Origin of the sequence: Lacipirellula sp. (assembly GCF_965279485.1) — a bacterium.
In the GTDB taxonomy this organism is placed as follows: domain Bacteria; phylum Planctomycetota; class Planctomycetia; order Pirellulales; family Lacipirellulaceae; genus Lacipirellula.
In genome coordinates, this window is the sequence record NZ_CBDIIC010000002.1 from 3,410,152 (window position 1) to 3,426,232 (window position 16,081).

At 62.3% G+C, this 16,081-nt stretch carries 12 protein-coding genes; 6 read left to right on the plus strand and 6 right to left on the minus strand.

The window, feature by feature from the left end; genetic code table 11:
- Nucleotides 1–68 precede the first annotated feature (68 nt).
- Nucleotides 69–473 carry a GlsB/YeaQ/YmgE family stress response membrane protein gene (locus tag ACQY7R_RS21270; protein ID WP_428307563.1) on the minus strand — a complete coding sequence of 135 codons (405 nt, stop codon included), beginning with the start codon at nucleotides 471–473 and terminating at the stop codon, nucleotides 69–71.
- Between the two features lie 264 nt (nucleotides 474–737).
- Between ACQY7R_RS21270 and ACQY7R_RS21275 the strand changes: the two genes are divergently transcribed.
- Nucleotides 738–1,223 (plus strand): hypothetical protein, encoded by a 486-nt coding sequence (locus ACQY7R_RS21275; protein ID WP_428307564.1) that lies wholly within the window; start codon nucleotides 738–740, stop codon nucleotides 1,221–1,223.
- A 554-nt stretch (nucleotides 1,224–1,777) separates the two neighbouring features.
- Here ACQY7R_RS21275 and ACQY7R_RS21280 read toward each other — a convergent pair.
- The gene (locus ACQY7R_RS21280; protein ID WP_428307565.1) at nucleotides 1,778–3,262 is read right to left on the minus strand and encodes a DUF1501 domain-containing protein; all 1,485 of its coding nucleotides are present in this window, start codon (nucleotides 3,260–3,262) and stop codon (nucleotides 1,778–1,780) included.
- A 369-nt stretch (nucleotides 3,263–3,631) separates the two neighbouring features.
- On the opposite strand from ACQY7R_RS21280, the gene ACQY7R_RS21285 reads away from it, so the two are divergent.
- Nucleotides 3,632–4,045, plus strand: a complete 414-nt coding sequence (locus ACQY7R_RS21285; RefSeq protein WP_428307566.1) for a hypothetical protein — start codon at nucleotides 3,632–3,634, stop codon at nucleotides 4,043–4,045.
- 104 nt (nucleotides 4,046–4,149) lie between these two features.
- Nucleotides 4,150–4,608: a hypothetical protein gene (locus ACQY7R_RS21290; RefSeq protein WP_428307567.1), complete on the plus strand. Its 459-nt coding sequence runs from the start codon at nucleotides 4,150–4,152 to the stop codon at nucleotides 4,606–4,608.
- A gap of 131 nt (nucleotides 4,609–4,739) precedes the next feature.
- Here the strand turns inward: ACQY7R_RS21290 and ACQY7R_RS21295 are convergent, their stop codons facing one another.
- The 3 genes from ACQY7R_RS21295 to ACQY7R_RS21305 all read right to left on the minus strand — a co-directional run bounded on the left by ACQY7R_RS21295 (nucleotide 4,740) and on the right by ACQY7R_RS21305 (nucleotide 9,541).
- A complete protein-coding gene (locus ACQY7R_RS21295; RefSeq protein ID WP_428307568.1) occupies nucleotides 4,740–5,114 on the minus strand; it encodes a response regulator in 375 nt (124 codons plus the stop codon).
- 10 nt (nucleotides 5,115–5,124) lie between these two features.
- Nucleotides 5,125–7,035, minus strand: a complete 1,911-nt coding sequence (locus tag ACQY7R_RS21300; protein ID WP_428307569.1) for a PQQ-binding-like beta-propeller repeat protein — start codon at nucleotides 7,033–7,035, stop codon at nucleotides 5,125–5,127.
- Between the two features lie 106 nt (nucleotides 7,036–7,141).
- Entirely contained in the window at nucleotides 7,142–9,541 is a 2,400-nt protein-coding gene (locus ACQY7R_RS21305) for a PQQ-binding-like beta-propeller repeat protein (protein ID WP_428307570.1), read from the minus strand.
- A gap of 2,054 nt (nucleotides 9,542–11,595) precedes the next feature.
- Between ACQY7R_RS21305 and ACQY7R_RS21310 the strand changes: the two genes are divergently transcribed.
- The 3 genes from ACQY7R_RS21310 (at nucleotide 11,596) to ACQY7R_RS21320 (ending at nucleotide 14,699) form a co-directional block, all read left to right on the plus strand.
- Nucleotides 11,596–12,354, plus strand: a complete 759-nt coding sequence (locus tag ACQY7R_RS21310; RefSeq protein WP_428307571.1) for a hypothetical protein — start codon at nucleotides 11,596–11,598, stop codon at nucleotides 12,352–12,354.
- 295 nt (nucleotides 12,355–12,649) lie between these two features.
- Nucleotides 12,650–13,588 (plus strand): DUF1559 domain-containing protein, encoded by a 939-nt coding sequence (locus tag ACQY7R_RS21315; protein WP_428307572.1) that lies wholly within the window; start codon nucleotides 12,650–12,652, stop codon nucleotides 13,586–13,588.
- 322 nt (nucleotides 13,589–13,910) lie between these two features.
- Nucleotides 13,911–14,699, plus strand: coding sequence for a DUF1559 domain-containing protein (locus ACQY7R_RS21320; protein ID WP_428308911.1), 789 nt, complete (start codon nucleotides 13,911–13,913; stop codon nucleotides 14,697–14,699).
- 177 nt (nucleotides 14,700–14,876) lie between these two features.
- Here ACQY7R_RS21320 and ACQY7R_RS21325 read toward each other — a convergent pair whose 3' ends face one another.
- Nucleotides 14,877–15,779: a FliM/FliN family flagellar motor C-terminal domain-containing protein gene (locus tag ACQY7R_RS21325; protein ID WP_428307573.1), complete on the minus strand. Its 903-nt coding sequence runs from the start codon at nucleotides 15,777–15,779 to the stop codon at nucleotides 14,877–14,879.
- Nucleotides 15,780–16,081 lie beyond the last annotated feature (302 nt).

Sequence of the window (16,081 nt, forward strand, 5' to 3'; positions counted from 1 at the left end):
CGCGGGGATGTTGAGTCCTGCGACAGCAGCAAGCAACTGACCACGGACCACTGACAACAGACAAAACCTCAATCCTCATACGTCGCCGCGCTACGACGGCGCTTCGAGTAGCCAAGTCGCAGCCGCGAGGCGCGGGTTTGGTAATCGCCTTCAAGGAAGTAGTAGCCGCTTAGCAGCTTGTAGAAGAACAGGATCAGCAGCGTGCCGCCGACGCCGACGAGCATGCCGAGCGGGCTGATCGGGACGATGCGTTCGCCTTCGGTGAAGTGGCTAACGACGCCGCAACCCATGATCGTGCCGCCGATCCCCATGAGGACGGTGGCGATGGCGCCGCCCGGATCGCGGCCTGGCATGATTCCCTTGGCGACCAACCCGATGACCGTGCCGAAGCCGATCCAGACCAGCACGTCGTTGATCAACTGGTGGGCGGAGTCGTTGAGCACGACTCCTTGAGCTGCGTCGAAGCCTTCCATGGCGTCACCTGTATCGCTAACGGTCGCGGGGCGAGTGCGGTGAAATGATTGCGCACGGGGCCCTATCAGTAAGCTCGGTCGAATAGTCGGCAAACTGTAGCGTTTGCCGCCGCGAGCGAACAGACGAGCCGATGCTACTAGCAATATCGTCCCAGGGGCGGCGAATGTGCTAGCATGCCGGCGTGAAACCGGGCCTCTCCTGCAACTTTCTTGAGGATCGTCTTCGTGCTGACACCGGAGCAGAAATCGACCATTGCTTCTGCGTTGAACGTTCAACGAATCATTTTGCTGGCGCTCATCGCAGGGCCGGCGTCGTTTTTGGTTTTTATCGCGGTACAGGGCGGAGAGCCTCGCCCGAATGCAGCGCAGGGGCTCGCCCGGTGGGCGGCAGTGACTGGCGGGCTGGCGTTTGTTGGTTCGTTGATCTTGCCGACGATCATGACCGCTCAGCATCGGCGAGGAATCTCTGCTCCGCAAGTTCGGCAATCCATCGCTGCGAACGGAGGCGATCCAATTAGTTGGGTGCTGGCCGGTTTGCACTCGAGAGTGATCGTCCGCGCGGCGTTACTGGAGGGAGCGGCGTTCTTCAACGGGATGGCTTATATGACGGAACGACAGCCCTACTCGATCGCCGTTGCCGCGGCGCTGCTCGCGTGCATTGCCGCCAGCTTCCCCTTTCGCCGCAGCACCGAAGAGTGGATCGAACGCGAATTGCGTCTGCTGAGGGACGACGCTCAATTTGAAAGATGAGCGATGAGCGCGGTTGCTGCGGCGCCAACGAAAAAAGGTCGCGAGCGGCGTGAGCCAACTCGCGACCTTTTTCGTGTAACAAACTTCCGGCCTGATTGCGACTGGGTGGAGTCGCTGGAAGAAAGACGTGCTTCGAACAGCGCTGCGCGCTGCCATGTTGCCGATGCAGGCCTTATCCGATTAAATGGTCCTCCCGCCGAAATCTTGACCAGAAGCTTGATTCGTTATCTCGCTGGCGCCATCGCCAGGGAGTCTTTGTTACGGTGCAGCAAACCTATCGGTTCGCTCGGCTCGCGGGCGTGATTGTTTCTCCCGCGAGGGACGGACATTACACCGTAATTTTAGTTCGCGGAATAGCGGCTGCGCGGAATATTTTCGATCGCAAAAGCTGTGCCGACAGTGCCGCATTGCTGCGGATTTCGCGAATTTGCGCGAATCGAAGAGAGAGAAATTTAACCACGACGGCACGACAGTCACGGCGTAAAGAGGAAATCGTCGTAGTTCTGAATTTCGTCGTGTCCGTCGCGTCGTCGTGGCGAGAATCGAGCAATCGCCTAAGCGAACAGCCCCGTCACCGCCGAGGCCTTCACCAGCTCCCGTGGCTGCTTCAGATGGTTGTAGACAATCGTCTGCGGCTCGATGCCGAGGGCGTAGTAGACGGTCGCCAGGAGCTCCGTTGGGTGGACCGGATTGTCGGCGGGAGCGCTGCCGGTTTTGTCGCTGCGGCCGTAGACGAAGCCGCGCTTCATGCCGCCGCCAGCCATCAGGCCGGTAAAGCAGTAGGGCCAGTGGTCGCGGCCGTCGTCGCTGTTGGCGTTGCCGGAGGTGCTCAGACCCCGCTCGGGGCTGCGGCCGAATTCGCCGACCGCGACGACGAGCGTGTCGTCGAGCATCCCCCGCTGGTCGAGATCGTTGACCAGCATCGACAGCCCCGCGTCGAGCATCGGCGCCGCCACGCTCTTGAGCCGCGTGCTCAGTTCGGTGTGCGTGTCGAACGAGTGGTTCGCTCCATTGGCGACGTTGGGCCACAGCACTTCGACGACGCGCGTGCCGGCTTCGATCAGTCGCCGCGCGAGCAAGCAGCTTTGGCCGAAGGCGTTCTTACCGTAAGCCTCGCGGAGCTGATCTGATTCTTGGCTGAGATTAAACGCTTGCCGTGCGCGGCCGCTGACGATGAGGTCGAGCGCGCGGGTGTAGTTTTCGTCGAGCTTGTAGTCGGCGACGGCTCGCTCGAGCGACGGCATGCCTTGGCTGATCGCATCGCGGAGCCGCGCGCGACGCAGCAAACGCGACGCTGGCACTTCGGCGCGTAGCTGCAAGTCGTCGACGCTGATCCGCTCCATCTTTTGGAGGTCGAGATCGTCGCCGTCGGGATAGAGCGTGTACGGATCGTACGCCTTGCCGAGGAACCCGGCCGTGCCCCCTTTGCCGATGACGTTGCTCTCTTGCAGCGGTCGCGGCAACATCACGAACGGCAGCATCGGCTCGCTGGACGGTTTGAGCGCCGTGATCTGCGCGCCGAAGTTCGGGAAGTCTTTCGGGCTCGGCGGTTCGAGCTGGCCTGACGGGCTGACCTTGTCGGTCGTGTAGCCGGTCATCATCTGGTAGATGGCGGCTGTGTGGTTGAACAGGCCGACCGGTTCGTAGGCGAGCGAGCGGATGAGCGTGGTGCGGTCGATCGTTTGCGCGAGCTTCGGGAGCAGCTCAGTGAACTGCACGCCGGGGATGACGGTCGAGATCGGTTTGAAGACGCTGCGGATGTTGTCGGGAACGTCGGGTTTGGGATCCCAGAGGTCGAGGTGGCTGGGGCCGCCTTGGAGGTAGACCATGATGACGCTTTTCGCGGCGCCGAAACCGTGGGGGGCTTTGGCTGCGGCGCTGGCTGGGGGCGGGGACGCCCCGGCTCGCTGGAGTCCGAGGAGGTCGGCGAGGGAGAGGCCTAAGATCGACGAGCCGCCGACGCGGAGGAGTTCGCGCCGCGAGATTTTTGCGGGGCGATCGCACGTGTCGCGACCGGCAGCTCCTGGAACGATCAGCATGGCAATCCGCCTACACGTCGAGATGACGAAACCGGTTCAAGCGAGCCGGGGCGTCCTCGCCCCCGGCCGTCGAACCTCACCCCTCCATTATGACCACCGGCGCCCCCTCGGAGGCAAGCATTCGGCCCCGGCTGGCTCTGCAAACGCCCGGAAACAGCGATTCAGGCCCTCCCAGCCCCGTAAACCGGCCTTGCCGGCCCCCTGCCCCGCCAGGTACAAGTCGCCTCGCGAAAATCGGCTTCCGCTGCGCGCCGAGCGGAGCCTCGCCCGCCAGCCGGAAGGCGTGGCCTTCCGGCTAGTGCCGTTCGCTCAACGCAAACAAACCACCAGTCCGACGCACCTTCCCCAACGCGACGGAGGACATCTCTCATGCAATTCAGACCCACAGCGCGCGTCCTTGGCCTGATCGCCCTGGCGGCGCTCATTGCCAACGCCGTCATCGATGCGCCGGGCCGTGCGATTGAAATCCAGAACCTGCCAACGCCGGTAACGCCTTCCGATCGTTTGAAGGCGGGGGGCCGTCAGGTCAATCTTTACGACATGCTGCGGGTCGGTTTGAAAGCGAAGACGAAGGCCGACTTCGAGTACATCGCCGAGGTTGTCGAGAAGGTCGACCAAGGAAAGTTGCCGCGCGACATGGTCGAGTCGAGCTTCCTCTACGCTCGCTACCGTTACCGAACGCACATCGGCAGTCACAAATTGCGACCGATGGTTTACTTCCAACCGTCGCTTACCGCGCGGGCGAAGAGTATTGGCGTGATCCTGGAAGGAAGCGTGTTGTAGAGAGGGGTTGCGCGGCTCGTCGGGGCCGCTAGGCAATCGATTGTCAATAGGTTACATTTCGGGAGCTAGCTGACTGCCTTTATACCGACGGGATGTGCGGGTCTATGGCCAAGAAACCAGCGAAGAAAGCTGCTCCAGCTAAAAAGAAGACGCCCCCTAAGAAGGTGGCTAAACCTGTCGCCAAATCGGCGCCAGTGAAGAAGAAAGCCGCCAAGAAGGCGGTCAAGAAAGCACCTGCACCTGTGAAGAAAACTGTCGTGAAGAAGGCTGCCCCGAAGGCAGCGGCCGCCGCCAAGGTCAAAAAGGTCGTTAAGAAGAAGGTCGCCAAAAAGGCCGCCGCTTCGAAGGACGGCGCGGTCGAAAAGAAGAAGGTCGTCAAGCGCGTCCGCACCAAAGAAGTCCGCCTGAAGGCTTTCTGGGGCGTCTTCAATCAGACGATGCGTCGCGTCGCCGTCTACGAATTCGGCGATCGCACCGGGGCCGACAAGAAGGCCGACGAACTTACGAAGTCGGGAAAGTCGCCCCACTTTGTGCAGCTCGTCAAAGAGCAGATCGTCGAGTAGTCGCCGCAGCCGCGGGTCAACGACCCGCCGGAGCGAGCTAATTGACGGTCGGCGCTTTCTTGAGCGCTAGGTGGCGGATCGTGCCGAGCGCCGCTCCGGCATCTCGTTGAGCTGCGGCTACTAGCGCGTCGCTACTCGCCGAGAATTGGCTGCAGCTTCGCTGCGGTCTCGGGCTTCGCGAGTTCCAGCTTGCCGAAGCCGCGGAGGGCGCCGATTTCCATCGCCGCCTGCTGATGCTCGTCGTAGTTGGTGATCAGCATCACCGGCACCTTGGCCAAATCGGCGTCGGCTTTGATCTGACGGATAATCTCAATGCCGTCGGAGTAATCCATGTCGAGCTTGCGGTTCACCAGCACCAGGTCGACCGGGCCCGAGCGCAGCGCCGCGAGCGCATCTTCGGCGCCGTGAGCTTGCAGCACCTCGCAGTCGAAGTGCTTGCCGAGGAAGTGTTTGATCGACGAATGGTCCGGCACGCAGTTGCCGACGTCGAGCACGCGTTTTTTCATGGTCGTCGACCTACTTCCCGTCTGGCGTGATCGCGAACAAGTGCGTTTGATTGCTGATATACAGCACGTTCCCCGCGACGACGGGCGTGCTGTAGACGCTCGCGCCCATGTTGCGGGTTCCATAGAACGGCACCATCTCGCCATCTTCTTCCCGCATCGCTTCCGACGGATCGGCCGAGTGCTTAAAGATCGAGATTTCGCCGTCCTCGTCGCCTATGTAAACCTTGTCCTCGACGATCAGCGGCGAACCCCAGGCTGCCGACAGCATGTCGTAAACCCAGTTCACCTTGCCCGTTTGAGCGTCGACGCAGTGGAACATGCCGCTGAAGTCGGCGATGTACAAAATGTCGTCGCGGATCGCGACGGTGCCAATGCTGCGGTGGAACGTCTCTTCGAACGCCATCTCCCCGTCGCCGTCGCGGTCGACGGCGTTGTACTCCCAGATGACGGCCGAGTTCGGATTCGGACGGGCGAAGTCGCCGTCCTTCTCAACGACCGCTTGGACGCGTTTGTGGGGGATGGGGGTTTTCGGATCCGAGGCGTTGAACGCGAGTTCCTTGCTGACGTCGCCGCGCTTCGTTGGATCGAGGCACCAGAGCGTGCCGATCCCTTCGCCATGCTCGGGATCTTGCCCGGTGGCGAAGTAGACTTTGTTGTCGTAGACGACGGGCGTCGAAATGATGTCGTTGCGCGTCCCCTTGCCCATCAGCTCGAGCTTCGAGGTCTTGGGGTTCGAGTCGAACTTCCACAGCAACTTGCTTTTGCCGTTTTCGCCGGCGGGGTCGAAGCTGTAGAGGTAGCCGTCGCCGCCGCCGAACAGAGCCTGCGCCTGACCGTCGATTACCGCGTAGGTCGGCGACGACCACTGGCCGTGGTGGATGTTCAGCCCCGGCGAGTTGTCGGTCCACAGCACCTTGCCGGTGTTCTTGTCGATCGCGAAGAAGCTCGGCGCATCGGGCGCCGGGATGTAGTTGTGCTCGACGTCGACGCCGTTGGAGGTGCAGACGAACAACACGTCGCCGGCCGAGGTGATGGAGCAACTGCACATGTTGTGCTGCGAGATGCCCATCTCCTTCATCATGTCGTAGATCCAGACGACGTCGGCTTCCATCTTCAGGTCGGACGAGATGGTGTTCGCCTGAGCGGTGAGGGCCTTGATCTTGTCTTGCGTTTTCTGATCAGGATTCGGCGTCGCTTGTAACTGCTTGATCTGGCCGGCGAGCGACGCCTTGCGTTGGGCGATTTGCGCATCGATGACCTTCTGCTCGTCGACGAACGGGCCGTCGTTCTCGCCATCGTGGAAACCTTCAACGTCCAGGCAGCGGATTTCGCCCATGTTCGTCACGAACCAAATGCGATCGCCTTCGGCGTACGCCGCGCTGCAGACGCCTTGCAGCGGCCAGTCGTAAACGCGACCGGCGGGGTGCTTCTCGTTCGAATGCTGCCACAGGAACTTGCCGTCCTTGATGTCGAAGCAGAGCATGCAGCCGAGGTCGGTGCCGGCGCCGAAGCGCTTGATCCACTCGCCGCCGTTGTTCGTACCGACGAAAACCTTGCCGTTGTGGACGACCGGGTTGCCGTACGTTTGCGAGCCGAGCTTCGAGACCCACTTAATGTTCTTGGCTTCGGCCGGATCCCAGGCGCCGGTCTTGTAGTCGAACTCGCCGATCTCCCACTCGGTGGGGATGTCTTTGCCGACCGGCGTGTTGTTGCGCGCGGACGAACCGCCCCACTGCGACCAATTCACATTGGGTTCGCCTGCCGGGGCCGGTTGAGCAGCGGCCGGCGCTGCAGCAGCGGCGGGCTTCGGCGTTTCCTTTGGTTGCGGCACGTCGGCAGCGACGGCAAGTCCGAGCGCGCCCGCCCCGCTGATTCCAACCGCGGTGAACAAACCCGCCAGACGTAGAATTCGTGTACTCATGAAAAACGCTCGATCTAATCGCGTTGATGATTAACCAAACGGCGAGCCGCGGGGCTGGTCCCCGCGGTATTACGCGGGCGTATCCATTCCCTACGCACGCCCCGCCCTACTCGTTTGCCATGACCGAAATATTGTCCATGTAAAATTCGGCCTCTTGCGCCTGACCGTAAATACCGGGACTACCGGCCTTGATCGGCGACTTATCGACCATCTGCACCGACCAATCCTTGGGCTCGTCCTGGTCGCGGAGCCAAACCTTGGCCTTCACGTCCGCCGTGCCGTCCTTCTGCTCCACGCGGAGCTTCAGGCGGTACCAGACGCCCGGCTGCGGGTCGAAGTCGATCTCCGCCGCCGTCCGGTGGTCGTGGGCCAGCCAGCTGTAGAGACGCAGCTTGCGGTCCCCCGCGCGGAGCGAGGCGGTGTAGCCGCTGTTGTTGACGCCCACGTCGGGCATGCGGCCGTTCTTTTCCGTCAGCCGGAAATCGGCCTGAATGGTGTAATCCTGCATGCTGCTCGGGCCCATAAAGAGCTGGCTGCGGGTGCCGAGTTGATTCTTGGGATTCGTGGGCGTCGGCAGAACGTCGAGCTTCTTGGCGACTTTGTTCCCTTCCAAATCCTCAATCACGTAACGAATGCGGCCGCCCACCCAGCTGAGCGGCATGTCCTTCTCTTTCTCGAAGTCGAACTGCCACGGCAGTGGCGGCACAAGCCGGACGCGGGCCTTTGCCTTCAACGCGCCGACAGTCGCGAGCACGAGCGAACCGGTGTGCCCGTCGCGCTTCGACGCCGTGTAGGTTCCGTCGGCCGCGACTTCGCCCGGGCCTTGGACGGTGAACTTCACCTCTTCCGGCGTGGCGATTTTCAGAAACTGTCCGCGGGCGTTGTAAAGCCGAGCGGTGAACTTCTGCGTGCCTTCCGGCGCCAGGGTGGCGTCGTAGGGCGATAGCAAAACGGTCGCCGGCTTCTCGTCCGCCGTCACCGGCGGTTCTTGCTCGGGCGTCGGCAGCGGATCGGCCGACGGATCGGCGTCTTTGCTGCCAATGCAGTAGAGGGCTTCGGAAGTCGGCAGGTAGATGCGACCATGCGAGACGATCGGCGAGCCGTCGTTCTGGTCGGCTTGGCTCAGTCGTTGTTTGAGCAGGACGTCGGCTCCGTCGGGCTTCGGTCGGAGCGTGTACCAGATGCCCGAGTTGGTGCAGAGGTAAACTTTGCCGTCGGCGTAGATCGGAGTGCTGCGCATCACGGTGCCGAGCGCCTTCTTGCCGACCAACTCGCCCGTCGCGGGGTCGAGAATCTGGAGCTTCGCGCCATCGGTGACGATCCACAGCCGATCGTTCACCATCACCGGCGAGCTCTTGCCCGCCATCAGCGTGTATTGAATCCACTTCTCCTTGCCGGCGAGGTCGCCGCGGAGCGTGGCGTCGAGCGCCACGACGGCGCCCTGCGTGCTGCCCACGAGATTTTCTTCGCTATGCCCCACGTACACCGTGTTGTCGATGACGATCGGCGAAGCGTTGATGCTCCGCTGGCTCAACGGGAAGTTCCAAAGCTGCTTGCCCGTACGCGGCTGCAAGCCCCAGACTTTGCCGTCGGCGCCGCCGAAGATCAGCTGCGCTTCGCCGCCGACGACCTCGGCGACCGGCGTGCTGTAGTTGGTATCTGGGGGCGAAATGGTCGTGCCGGCGAGCCAGCGGAGCTCGCCTGTCTTCTTCTCAAACGCCAGGAAACGGTGAGCGGGACGAGCCAGGCCGTCAAAGTCGGGCGTATCTCCCCAGCTCACCAAGATGGCGCTGATCAGCACCAGGTCGTCGAACATGATCGGGTTGTTGGTGCGACCGCCGTAGGTGGTGATCGTGCCGAACTCTTCGACCAAATTGCGCGACCAGACAATCTTGCCAGTCTCGCCGTCGATGCAGGCGAAGAGGCCGCCGACGCCTTGGGCGTAGATCAAACCGGTTTCAGGATCGCCGACGACGTTCGACCAACCGAGGCGAGTGTCGGGGACGTCGCTGAGGTAGACGTCGAGGCGGCATTCCCAAATGCGCTCGCCGGTGGCCGCGTCGACGCAGACGACCTTCTCGCCCTCATCGGGGGTGCCGGGCTTATCGCGAACGGTAACGTACAGCTTCCCGCGGAGGACGATCGGCGTGGAGCGCGTGCCGAGGTCGGAACGCTTCCAGAGCAGGTTGGACTTAGCGCCCCCTTTCGGGTTCCACTTCTCGATGAGGTTCTTCTCCATCGAGATCGAGTTCTGTTGCGGGCCGCGCCAGTTCGCCCAATCCATCGGGTCGATGGGCGCCGTCGTTCCGATTTCTTTGGGCGGCTCGGGCTTGGACTCTTTTTCAGCGGCCGGAGCTGCTACCGGCGCTGCGGCAGGCTTGGGAGCCGCTTCTTGAGCATGGGCGGCGTGGCTCGTTGCGAGCAAGGCCGCCGCCGTGAACAGGGCAGCCAACGGGCGAGTGAACGTCCACGAGGTCGCAGCGAAGCCGAACGGTCGAAGCGTCATGTAGATTCTCTTGCGATTCAATGCGTGCATGCAGGGTCGGAGAGCGCCGGGGCCTTGCCTGGTAAACCCCGGACGAGCGATGAAGGGCAGGATGTGGTCGGAAGGCACTGACTTTCGAAGACACTGTCTTGCAAAGGCGCGGCCTTGGGCAGACCTAGCCTGTCGGAGACGCTGAGCGGGGCGCAAAGTCCCCGCTCTCAATCCAGCGCTCGCCGTCGATCTGTTCCTGGTAGACCTTGCCGGTTGCGTGGCTGTCGAGGGGTGCGTCAACCCTGCCGCCTTGGCAGTGCGCCGCGCCAGCAACCTAGAGAGCGAGCCTGTTAAACCATAGCAGATTTTCCGGCTGTGAACCACGTCCCGGCAAGTCTTTGGGGCCTACAATCGGACCCCCGGGAAGGGCTTCCGTAGGCGGCAAAGTTTGCCTAACAGTCGACGTAAGCCACTTGCTGAAAATTACTTCCGCACTGCTCAAGCCTTGTTCTTGGAGCGGCCGATATCTCCGGTGTCGCAAGCAAAGCACTAACGTGTCACTGCGACACAAGCATAGAGCGACGGCAACCGGTAGTTACTAAAACGAGCCATGGACTGGCTCGACCGGAGCCGCCGCCCACCAGTGGGGATGACCCCGCGACAACCCGCCTTGCCGACCTCGGCCCCGCCTCGGCTTAGCTCCCGCCCCGTACATTCCCGCCCCACGGCCGCCTCGGCCGAAACCTGTCGCCACGACAGTCACAGGGAGTGATCCGCCGCGCGAACGCCGTGACGACAAGATGTCGCAGTGGTTGCCCCTCACGCAAAAGGAGACGTGGATCGATGAAAGGTAACTTGTTGGGTGCGCTGTTGGTGAGCGTGTGCCTGGCAGGCCAGAGCTTCGGCGCTGGCATGCTGGACCGGATGCTCGGCGGCGGCTGCGGCTGCGACTCGTGCGAGCCGTCTTGTTGCTGCGAAAAGTCGTGTGGTTGCCCGAGCGATTCGTGCTGCGAAGATCCTTGCTGCGGATCGAGCTGCGGAAAGCAACGTTGCTGCTTGCTCGGACGCCTGTTCGCCAAGCACAAGCACAACTGCTGCGAAGCCAGCTGCTGTGCGACTGACAGCTGCTGCGAAGATCCCTGTGCGAACGACAGCTGCTGCGAAGCCAGCTGCGGTTGCCCGAGCGACTCGTGCTGCGACAAGGGTTGCGGTTGCAAGAAGCGTTGCTGCTTGCTGAACCTGTTCGCCAAGCACAAGTGCTGCAAGTCGAGCTGCTGCGAAGCCAGCTGCTGTGCCGCTGACTCGTGCTGCGAAGACCCGTGTGCCGCTGACAGCTGCTGCGAAGCCAGCTGCGGTTGCCCGGACGACTCGTGCTGCGAACCGGCTTGCGGTTGTGCCGCCAAGAGCTGCTGCAAAAAGGGTTGCTTCCTGAGCCGCTTGTTCGCTCGTAAGCACTGCTGCAAGAGCAGCTGCTGCGAAGCCAGCTGCGGTTGCGAAGCGAGCTGTGGTTGCGACAGCGGTTGCACCAGCGGTTGCTCGTCGTGTGCCCCGGCCACTGGCGAAGCTGCTGCCCCGGAAGCTGCTCCGATTCCTCCGGCCCCGGTCGCTGACCCGGCTGCTCGGATTGCCCAGCCCCGCAAGGTCGTCTCGGCCAGCTTCGTCCGCTAAGACTTAGCTAACCGACCGACAATTGAGACCCCCTCTGAGGACCTGTCTCGAGCCACTTGGCTCGGGGCAGGTTCTTTTCGTTGGTACATGAAAAAGTTCGAACGCTCGCGGCAAGCCATCCGTAAGTAGCCGCGGGGCAACGCCCCGCCGGAGCAGTTCCAAAAGAGACGCCAGCAAGTTCATTGCGAGCCGCGGGGTCCATCCCCGCGGTCTTCGCATTGAAACCCCGCGAGGTTTACCCCCGCATTACAAACGGAAACCCGCATCCCGCAATCGCCCCAAACGTGAAGTGCTCAAGCTTTCGACCCGCATCGAGAGCCATGCCAGCACTTGCCGATAAAACCCTAGTCGCCCCAAGGGATTTGCCGCGACTCGTCGCTACTGCCGACTGACCACTGATCACGGATGTACCCCAGATGTTCCCCCGGCTCGCCCCAGCCGCTGTCGCCTTCGCCCTTCTGGCGTTGCTGGCGTCTTTCGCCCGGGCCGAGTCGATTGTGGCGACCTCGATTGATCCCTCGCGGCAAAAGCTCGCCGCGTCGATTAGCCAGCTCCTCGAAGACGCGATCCCCGTCAACTACGACAAACGCCAAGACTGGGATGCGCAAACCGAAATGGTCGTCGGCCTCCGCACCGAGGGGAGCGGCTTTCACACGAAGATCCACCGCCGCAAGAAGATGGTGGATCACGGCGTCTGGAAACATTACCGCGTTCGCGTCGTCGAGCCCGAGCACAACCTTTCGCTGCAGCTAACGCGGCTCGAACCAATCGCCCCCGGCCGCATCGGCTTCACGCTGCGGCTTGATGCCAAGCTTGACGCCTGGGCCCGCGCGAAGGTCTACCAATACGGCGTCCACATCATCGCGCTGGAAGTCGAAGGCGACACGCGGATGATTCTCGACCTCTCGGGCGAGATCGGCCTGCAGATGACCACGGTCGACGGCTCGCCCGGCATGAAGGTCGATCCGCGAATCACCGACGCCCGCCTGCAGTTGGAAGACTTCCACATCCGCCGCGTCAGCCAAGCCCGCGGCCCGCTGGTGAAAGAACTGAGCGGCGGCGTGCGGCGAGTGATCGAAGAAGAAGCGAACGGCCCGCAGCTGGTGGAGAAGCTAAATCACGCAATCGACAAAAAAAACGCGACCGCTTGGTCTTCAGCACCGCCGACTGGCTGAAGTCCCCCTGGTCGAGCGCTCAGCAGTAGCCGCGGGGCAACGCCCCCGCCGGAGCGCTACTTCAAACAATCTTAGCCCCCGGTTTGAAGAACCGGGGGCTAAGCGGATCGCTTGTTCGCCGAAACGCTGCAGGCGATGATGCTGATTGGCCCCGCTCCGGCGGGGCGTTGCCCCGCGGCTCATCATGTTTGCTCCGCCAATGCGATTCCGCCTCGCCGATATCGCGTACCCCTTCGCGCTCCTCGCAACGGGAGCTGGCGCGTTCGGCTTTGGGCCTGGGCTGTTGGCGTCGCTGATGGTCGCCATCTTCTGGCTGGCCGCATACAAGCGGCCGCGCACCACGATGACCGAATGGATGGTCATTGCTGCCGTCATTGTCATATTGATCGGTCTCCTTCTGCCGGCATTCGACGAAGCTCGCGAATACTCTCGCGCAAGAGGTTGTCGTCACCATCTGCAGGATTTATCGCAGGCACTTCGCAACCACGCAGCTGCTGCGGGAGCCTTGCCACAGGCGATTACGTACGACGCGAGCGATCGCCCTTTCTACTCCTGGCGTGTATCGGTTTTGCCCTCCCTCGATCAGCAAGCACTGTTCGGTAAGTTCAACCCGAACGAACCTTGGGATGGGCCGGGTAATCACGCGCTCGCGATTCTCTCAGTCAGCCCGTTCGTTTGTTACAGCAACCCGAACTCTGGCCTGGCGTTGGGGCAGACTAGTTACTTTGCGATCGTGGGAGACCAGACCGCTTGGCCTTTACGGCGAGGCTTGCCGGTCGAGGAGATCACCGACGGGCTTGAGGACACGATTCTCGTGCTGGAATGCCACGGCCTCGATGTCCCTTGGAGCAAGCCTCGCGATCTATCTCTGGATGAGGCGGTAGCAGTGCTCGCCGGTCTGCGTTCCGATCAGCTTGCTCATCCGCCGTATGAATACCCGGGGTACTTCTATCGAAAGCCGTCGCTCGATCGTTTAGGCGTCCATGCCGCGTTTGCCGACGGTGAGGTTCGCTTTCTGCCGGTGCCGTTGCCCGAAGATATGGCGAAGGCGCTCCTTACGGCGAACGCCGGGGACCACGTGGATTGGGACGAGTTCGAGCGGCTCACGTCACCGCAGCTCGACTATGCAAAGATCTACGCGACGATTGCATTTGCCATCGTTGCGTTGTGGCCCGCGCGACGAGCGTTTCGCAAGCGATCCGTCTTAGCCCCCGATTCTTCAAGCCGGGGGTAGCGTGGCGTGGCGTCTCGCCCCCGGTTTGAAGAACCAGGGGCTAAATGGGAGAATATCGAAACGCCGCAGGCGATGATGCCGTACGGTTCACTCCGGCTTCGACGGTTCACATTACTCATTCATCTTTCGCCCTATGCGTTCGCGTCTCGCAACTTACGCCTACGTTGCCGTGTTAATGGCGGCCGCCGTGACGGCTTTCGGGCCGCTGCTCGGAGTTGCTGCGGCGCTTATCGTCGGACTGTTTTGGCGATTGTCGCTTCTGAATCAACCCCGAGTTCGGTCGTTCGAAGTCGTGTTCTCCCTGCTAGTTCTCGGCGGGGCAATGGTCGTGGAGGTGCTCGAAAGCTCGAACAGCGGTAGGGGAGTACGCGAGTCGTGTGCCTCGAATTTGAACCAGTTCGCAAAAAGTCTGTTCATCTATGAGATGCAAAAGAGACAGCTTCCCCAGGCCGCGATCAAAGGGCCAAATGGCCGGCCATTCCATAGTTGGCGCATCTCGATTTTACCGATGATCGAGCAGTCTCAGATTTTCGAAGCTTATGACTGGGAGGAGCCCTGGGACAGTCCGCATAATTCGCAGTTGCTCTCGGCGCCAATCGAGATTTTTCAATGCCCCGGCCGCCGTTCGCTGTTCGAAGAACGGCTTCCAGCAGCGACCAGTTACTTCGCCGTCGTCGGTCCTCAAACGGCGTGGCCGCCAGACCGCGGCTTGTCGCTGAGCGAGATCACCGACCGCCCCGATCAAACGATCGTGCTGCTCGAGGCCGCCGGGCTGAATGTGCCGTGGGGCGAGCCGCGTGATCTCACCTACGACGAAGCGATTGAAATGCTCACCTCGCCGTCCGACGATCGCGTTGTTCATACTGGCGGCGTCAATGCCGCCTTCGCTGACGGGGCGGTGCGTTTCCTGCCTGTGCCGATGAATCGCAAGATGGCTGAGGCGTTGCTGACCGCTCGCGGAGACGAGCCGATTGACTGGGATACTTTTGAACGAGACGCTCGTTCGGAACCTCGTCCGGTGAATTATTACCCGCTGATTGCGTTTGCGATCGTGGCGCTGTGGCCCGCGCGGCGGCTGTTCCAGCGTCGCGTCTCAACCACTCCCCAGTAGCCGCGGGTCGACGACCCGCCGGAGCGATCGACCGCTTGATCGCTCACAATCTTTTTGCATCGTCTTCGATTGGAAGAACCGGGAGCTTCCGGGGGGATGAACCGCACGGCTCGCGGGTGGCTGTGGTGCGATTGTTGGAGGGGCGCTCCGGCGGGTCGTTGACCCGCGGCTACCTGCTCACGCCGAGCGGCGTTTTGCCGTCACAAAGTGCTCCGGCGGCAACAGCATCGCGGTAACGCGGAAGCCGAACTTTTCGCCGACTTTCACCGCTTCGCCTTCGGCGACGGCATTCTCGCCGACGACCAGCCGCAACAGTTGTTCGCACCCCTTTTCGAACTTGATGATCGAACCTGGCGCGAGCGAGATGACTTCTTGCAGCGTTTCTTTCTTGCTGGCGAGCTCGACGCTCACCGGCACGCTGATTTTCAGCAAGCTGCGCGAGTAGCCCGGCAGGCCGCTGAAATCGGGCGGCTGGGCGCTGCGTGGCGCAGGAGCGGCCGCCGGCTTGGGCGGCGCGGCTGGCTTCGGCGCTGGTTTCGGTTCGGGAGTTGACGCGGCGGCAGCCGGCGGAGCCGCCGCGGCGAGCAGCGCGGCTGGCGCGGTCAGCGGCCAAACGATCCGCAGGACGCCCGACTTGTCGCCCGCGGCGACCTTGAGCGCCACTTGCGTTGCATCGCCGGCGACTCCGGCCGCGGCGAGCGCGCTCTTCAAATTGGCGACGTAGCTGGTCTTCGTCTCGCCGACAGGCAATGCCTCCGGCAAGACAATCATGCTGAACTCTTGCGCCAGCGTTGCTATCTTGCTCGTGCCGGTGGCGTCAGGCTTCTGATACCACGCGGGGAGCAGGCCCGACGCTTCGGGCAAGATGGCGGCGAGCGCCGCGGCGCCGACGTTGAACAGCACCGCGAGACCGGGGCCGTCGAGTTCGGCGGCGTCGACTTCTGCAAAGGGCGCCGAGTCGCCGACTTCCGCGGTGAACGTCCCGTCGAGCGCTCGGCTAAGCGCTTCCGCGGCGTCGCCTGTGCCGCTGCGGCACATCTCGAGGAGCGAAGACGCGAGTTCTGGGTTGAGTTCACTCATGACGCGGCGTTGCCGAGATCTCGATGCATGCAGACAGGTGAGCGCAATCGCTGACGATGCGCTTTCGCCTAGTCGTTATCGGCGTGCTAACCGTCAAACTTGATCGGTCCCGAAGTTTGGTCGGCAATCAGCCAGCTCGCCTGAGCGGCAACGGGCCAGCGGGCGACATTCGGCCCGTCATCCAACCGGGGGGAGAAACTCGTTTCACCCCGGCTTTCTCCGCGGTAAACCGTACTTTGGTCCGGCGGTGGTCGGCCTTTGGCACAACGCTTGCGATTCAGGTTTTCCGGAGAGGGACTACT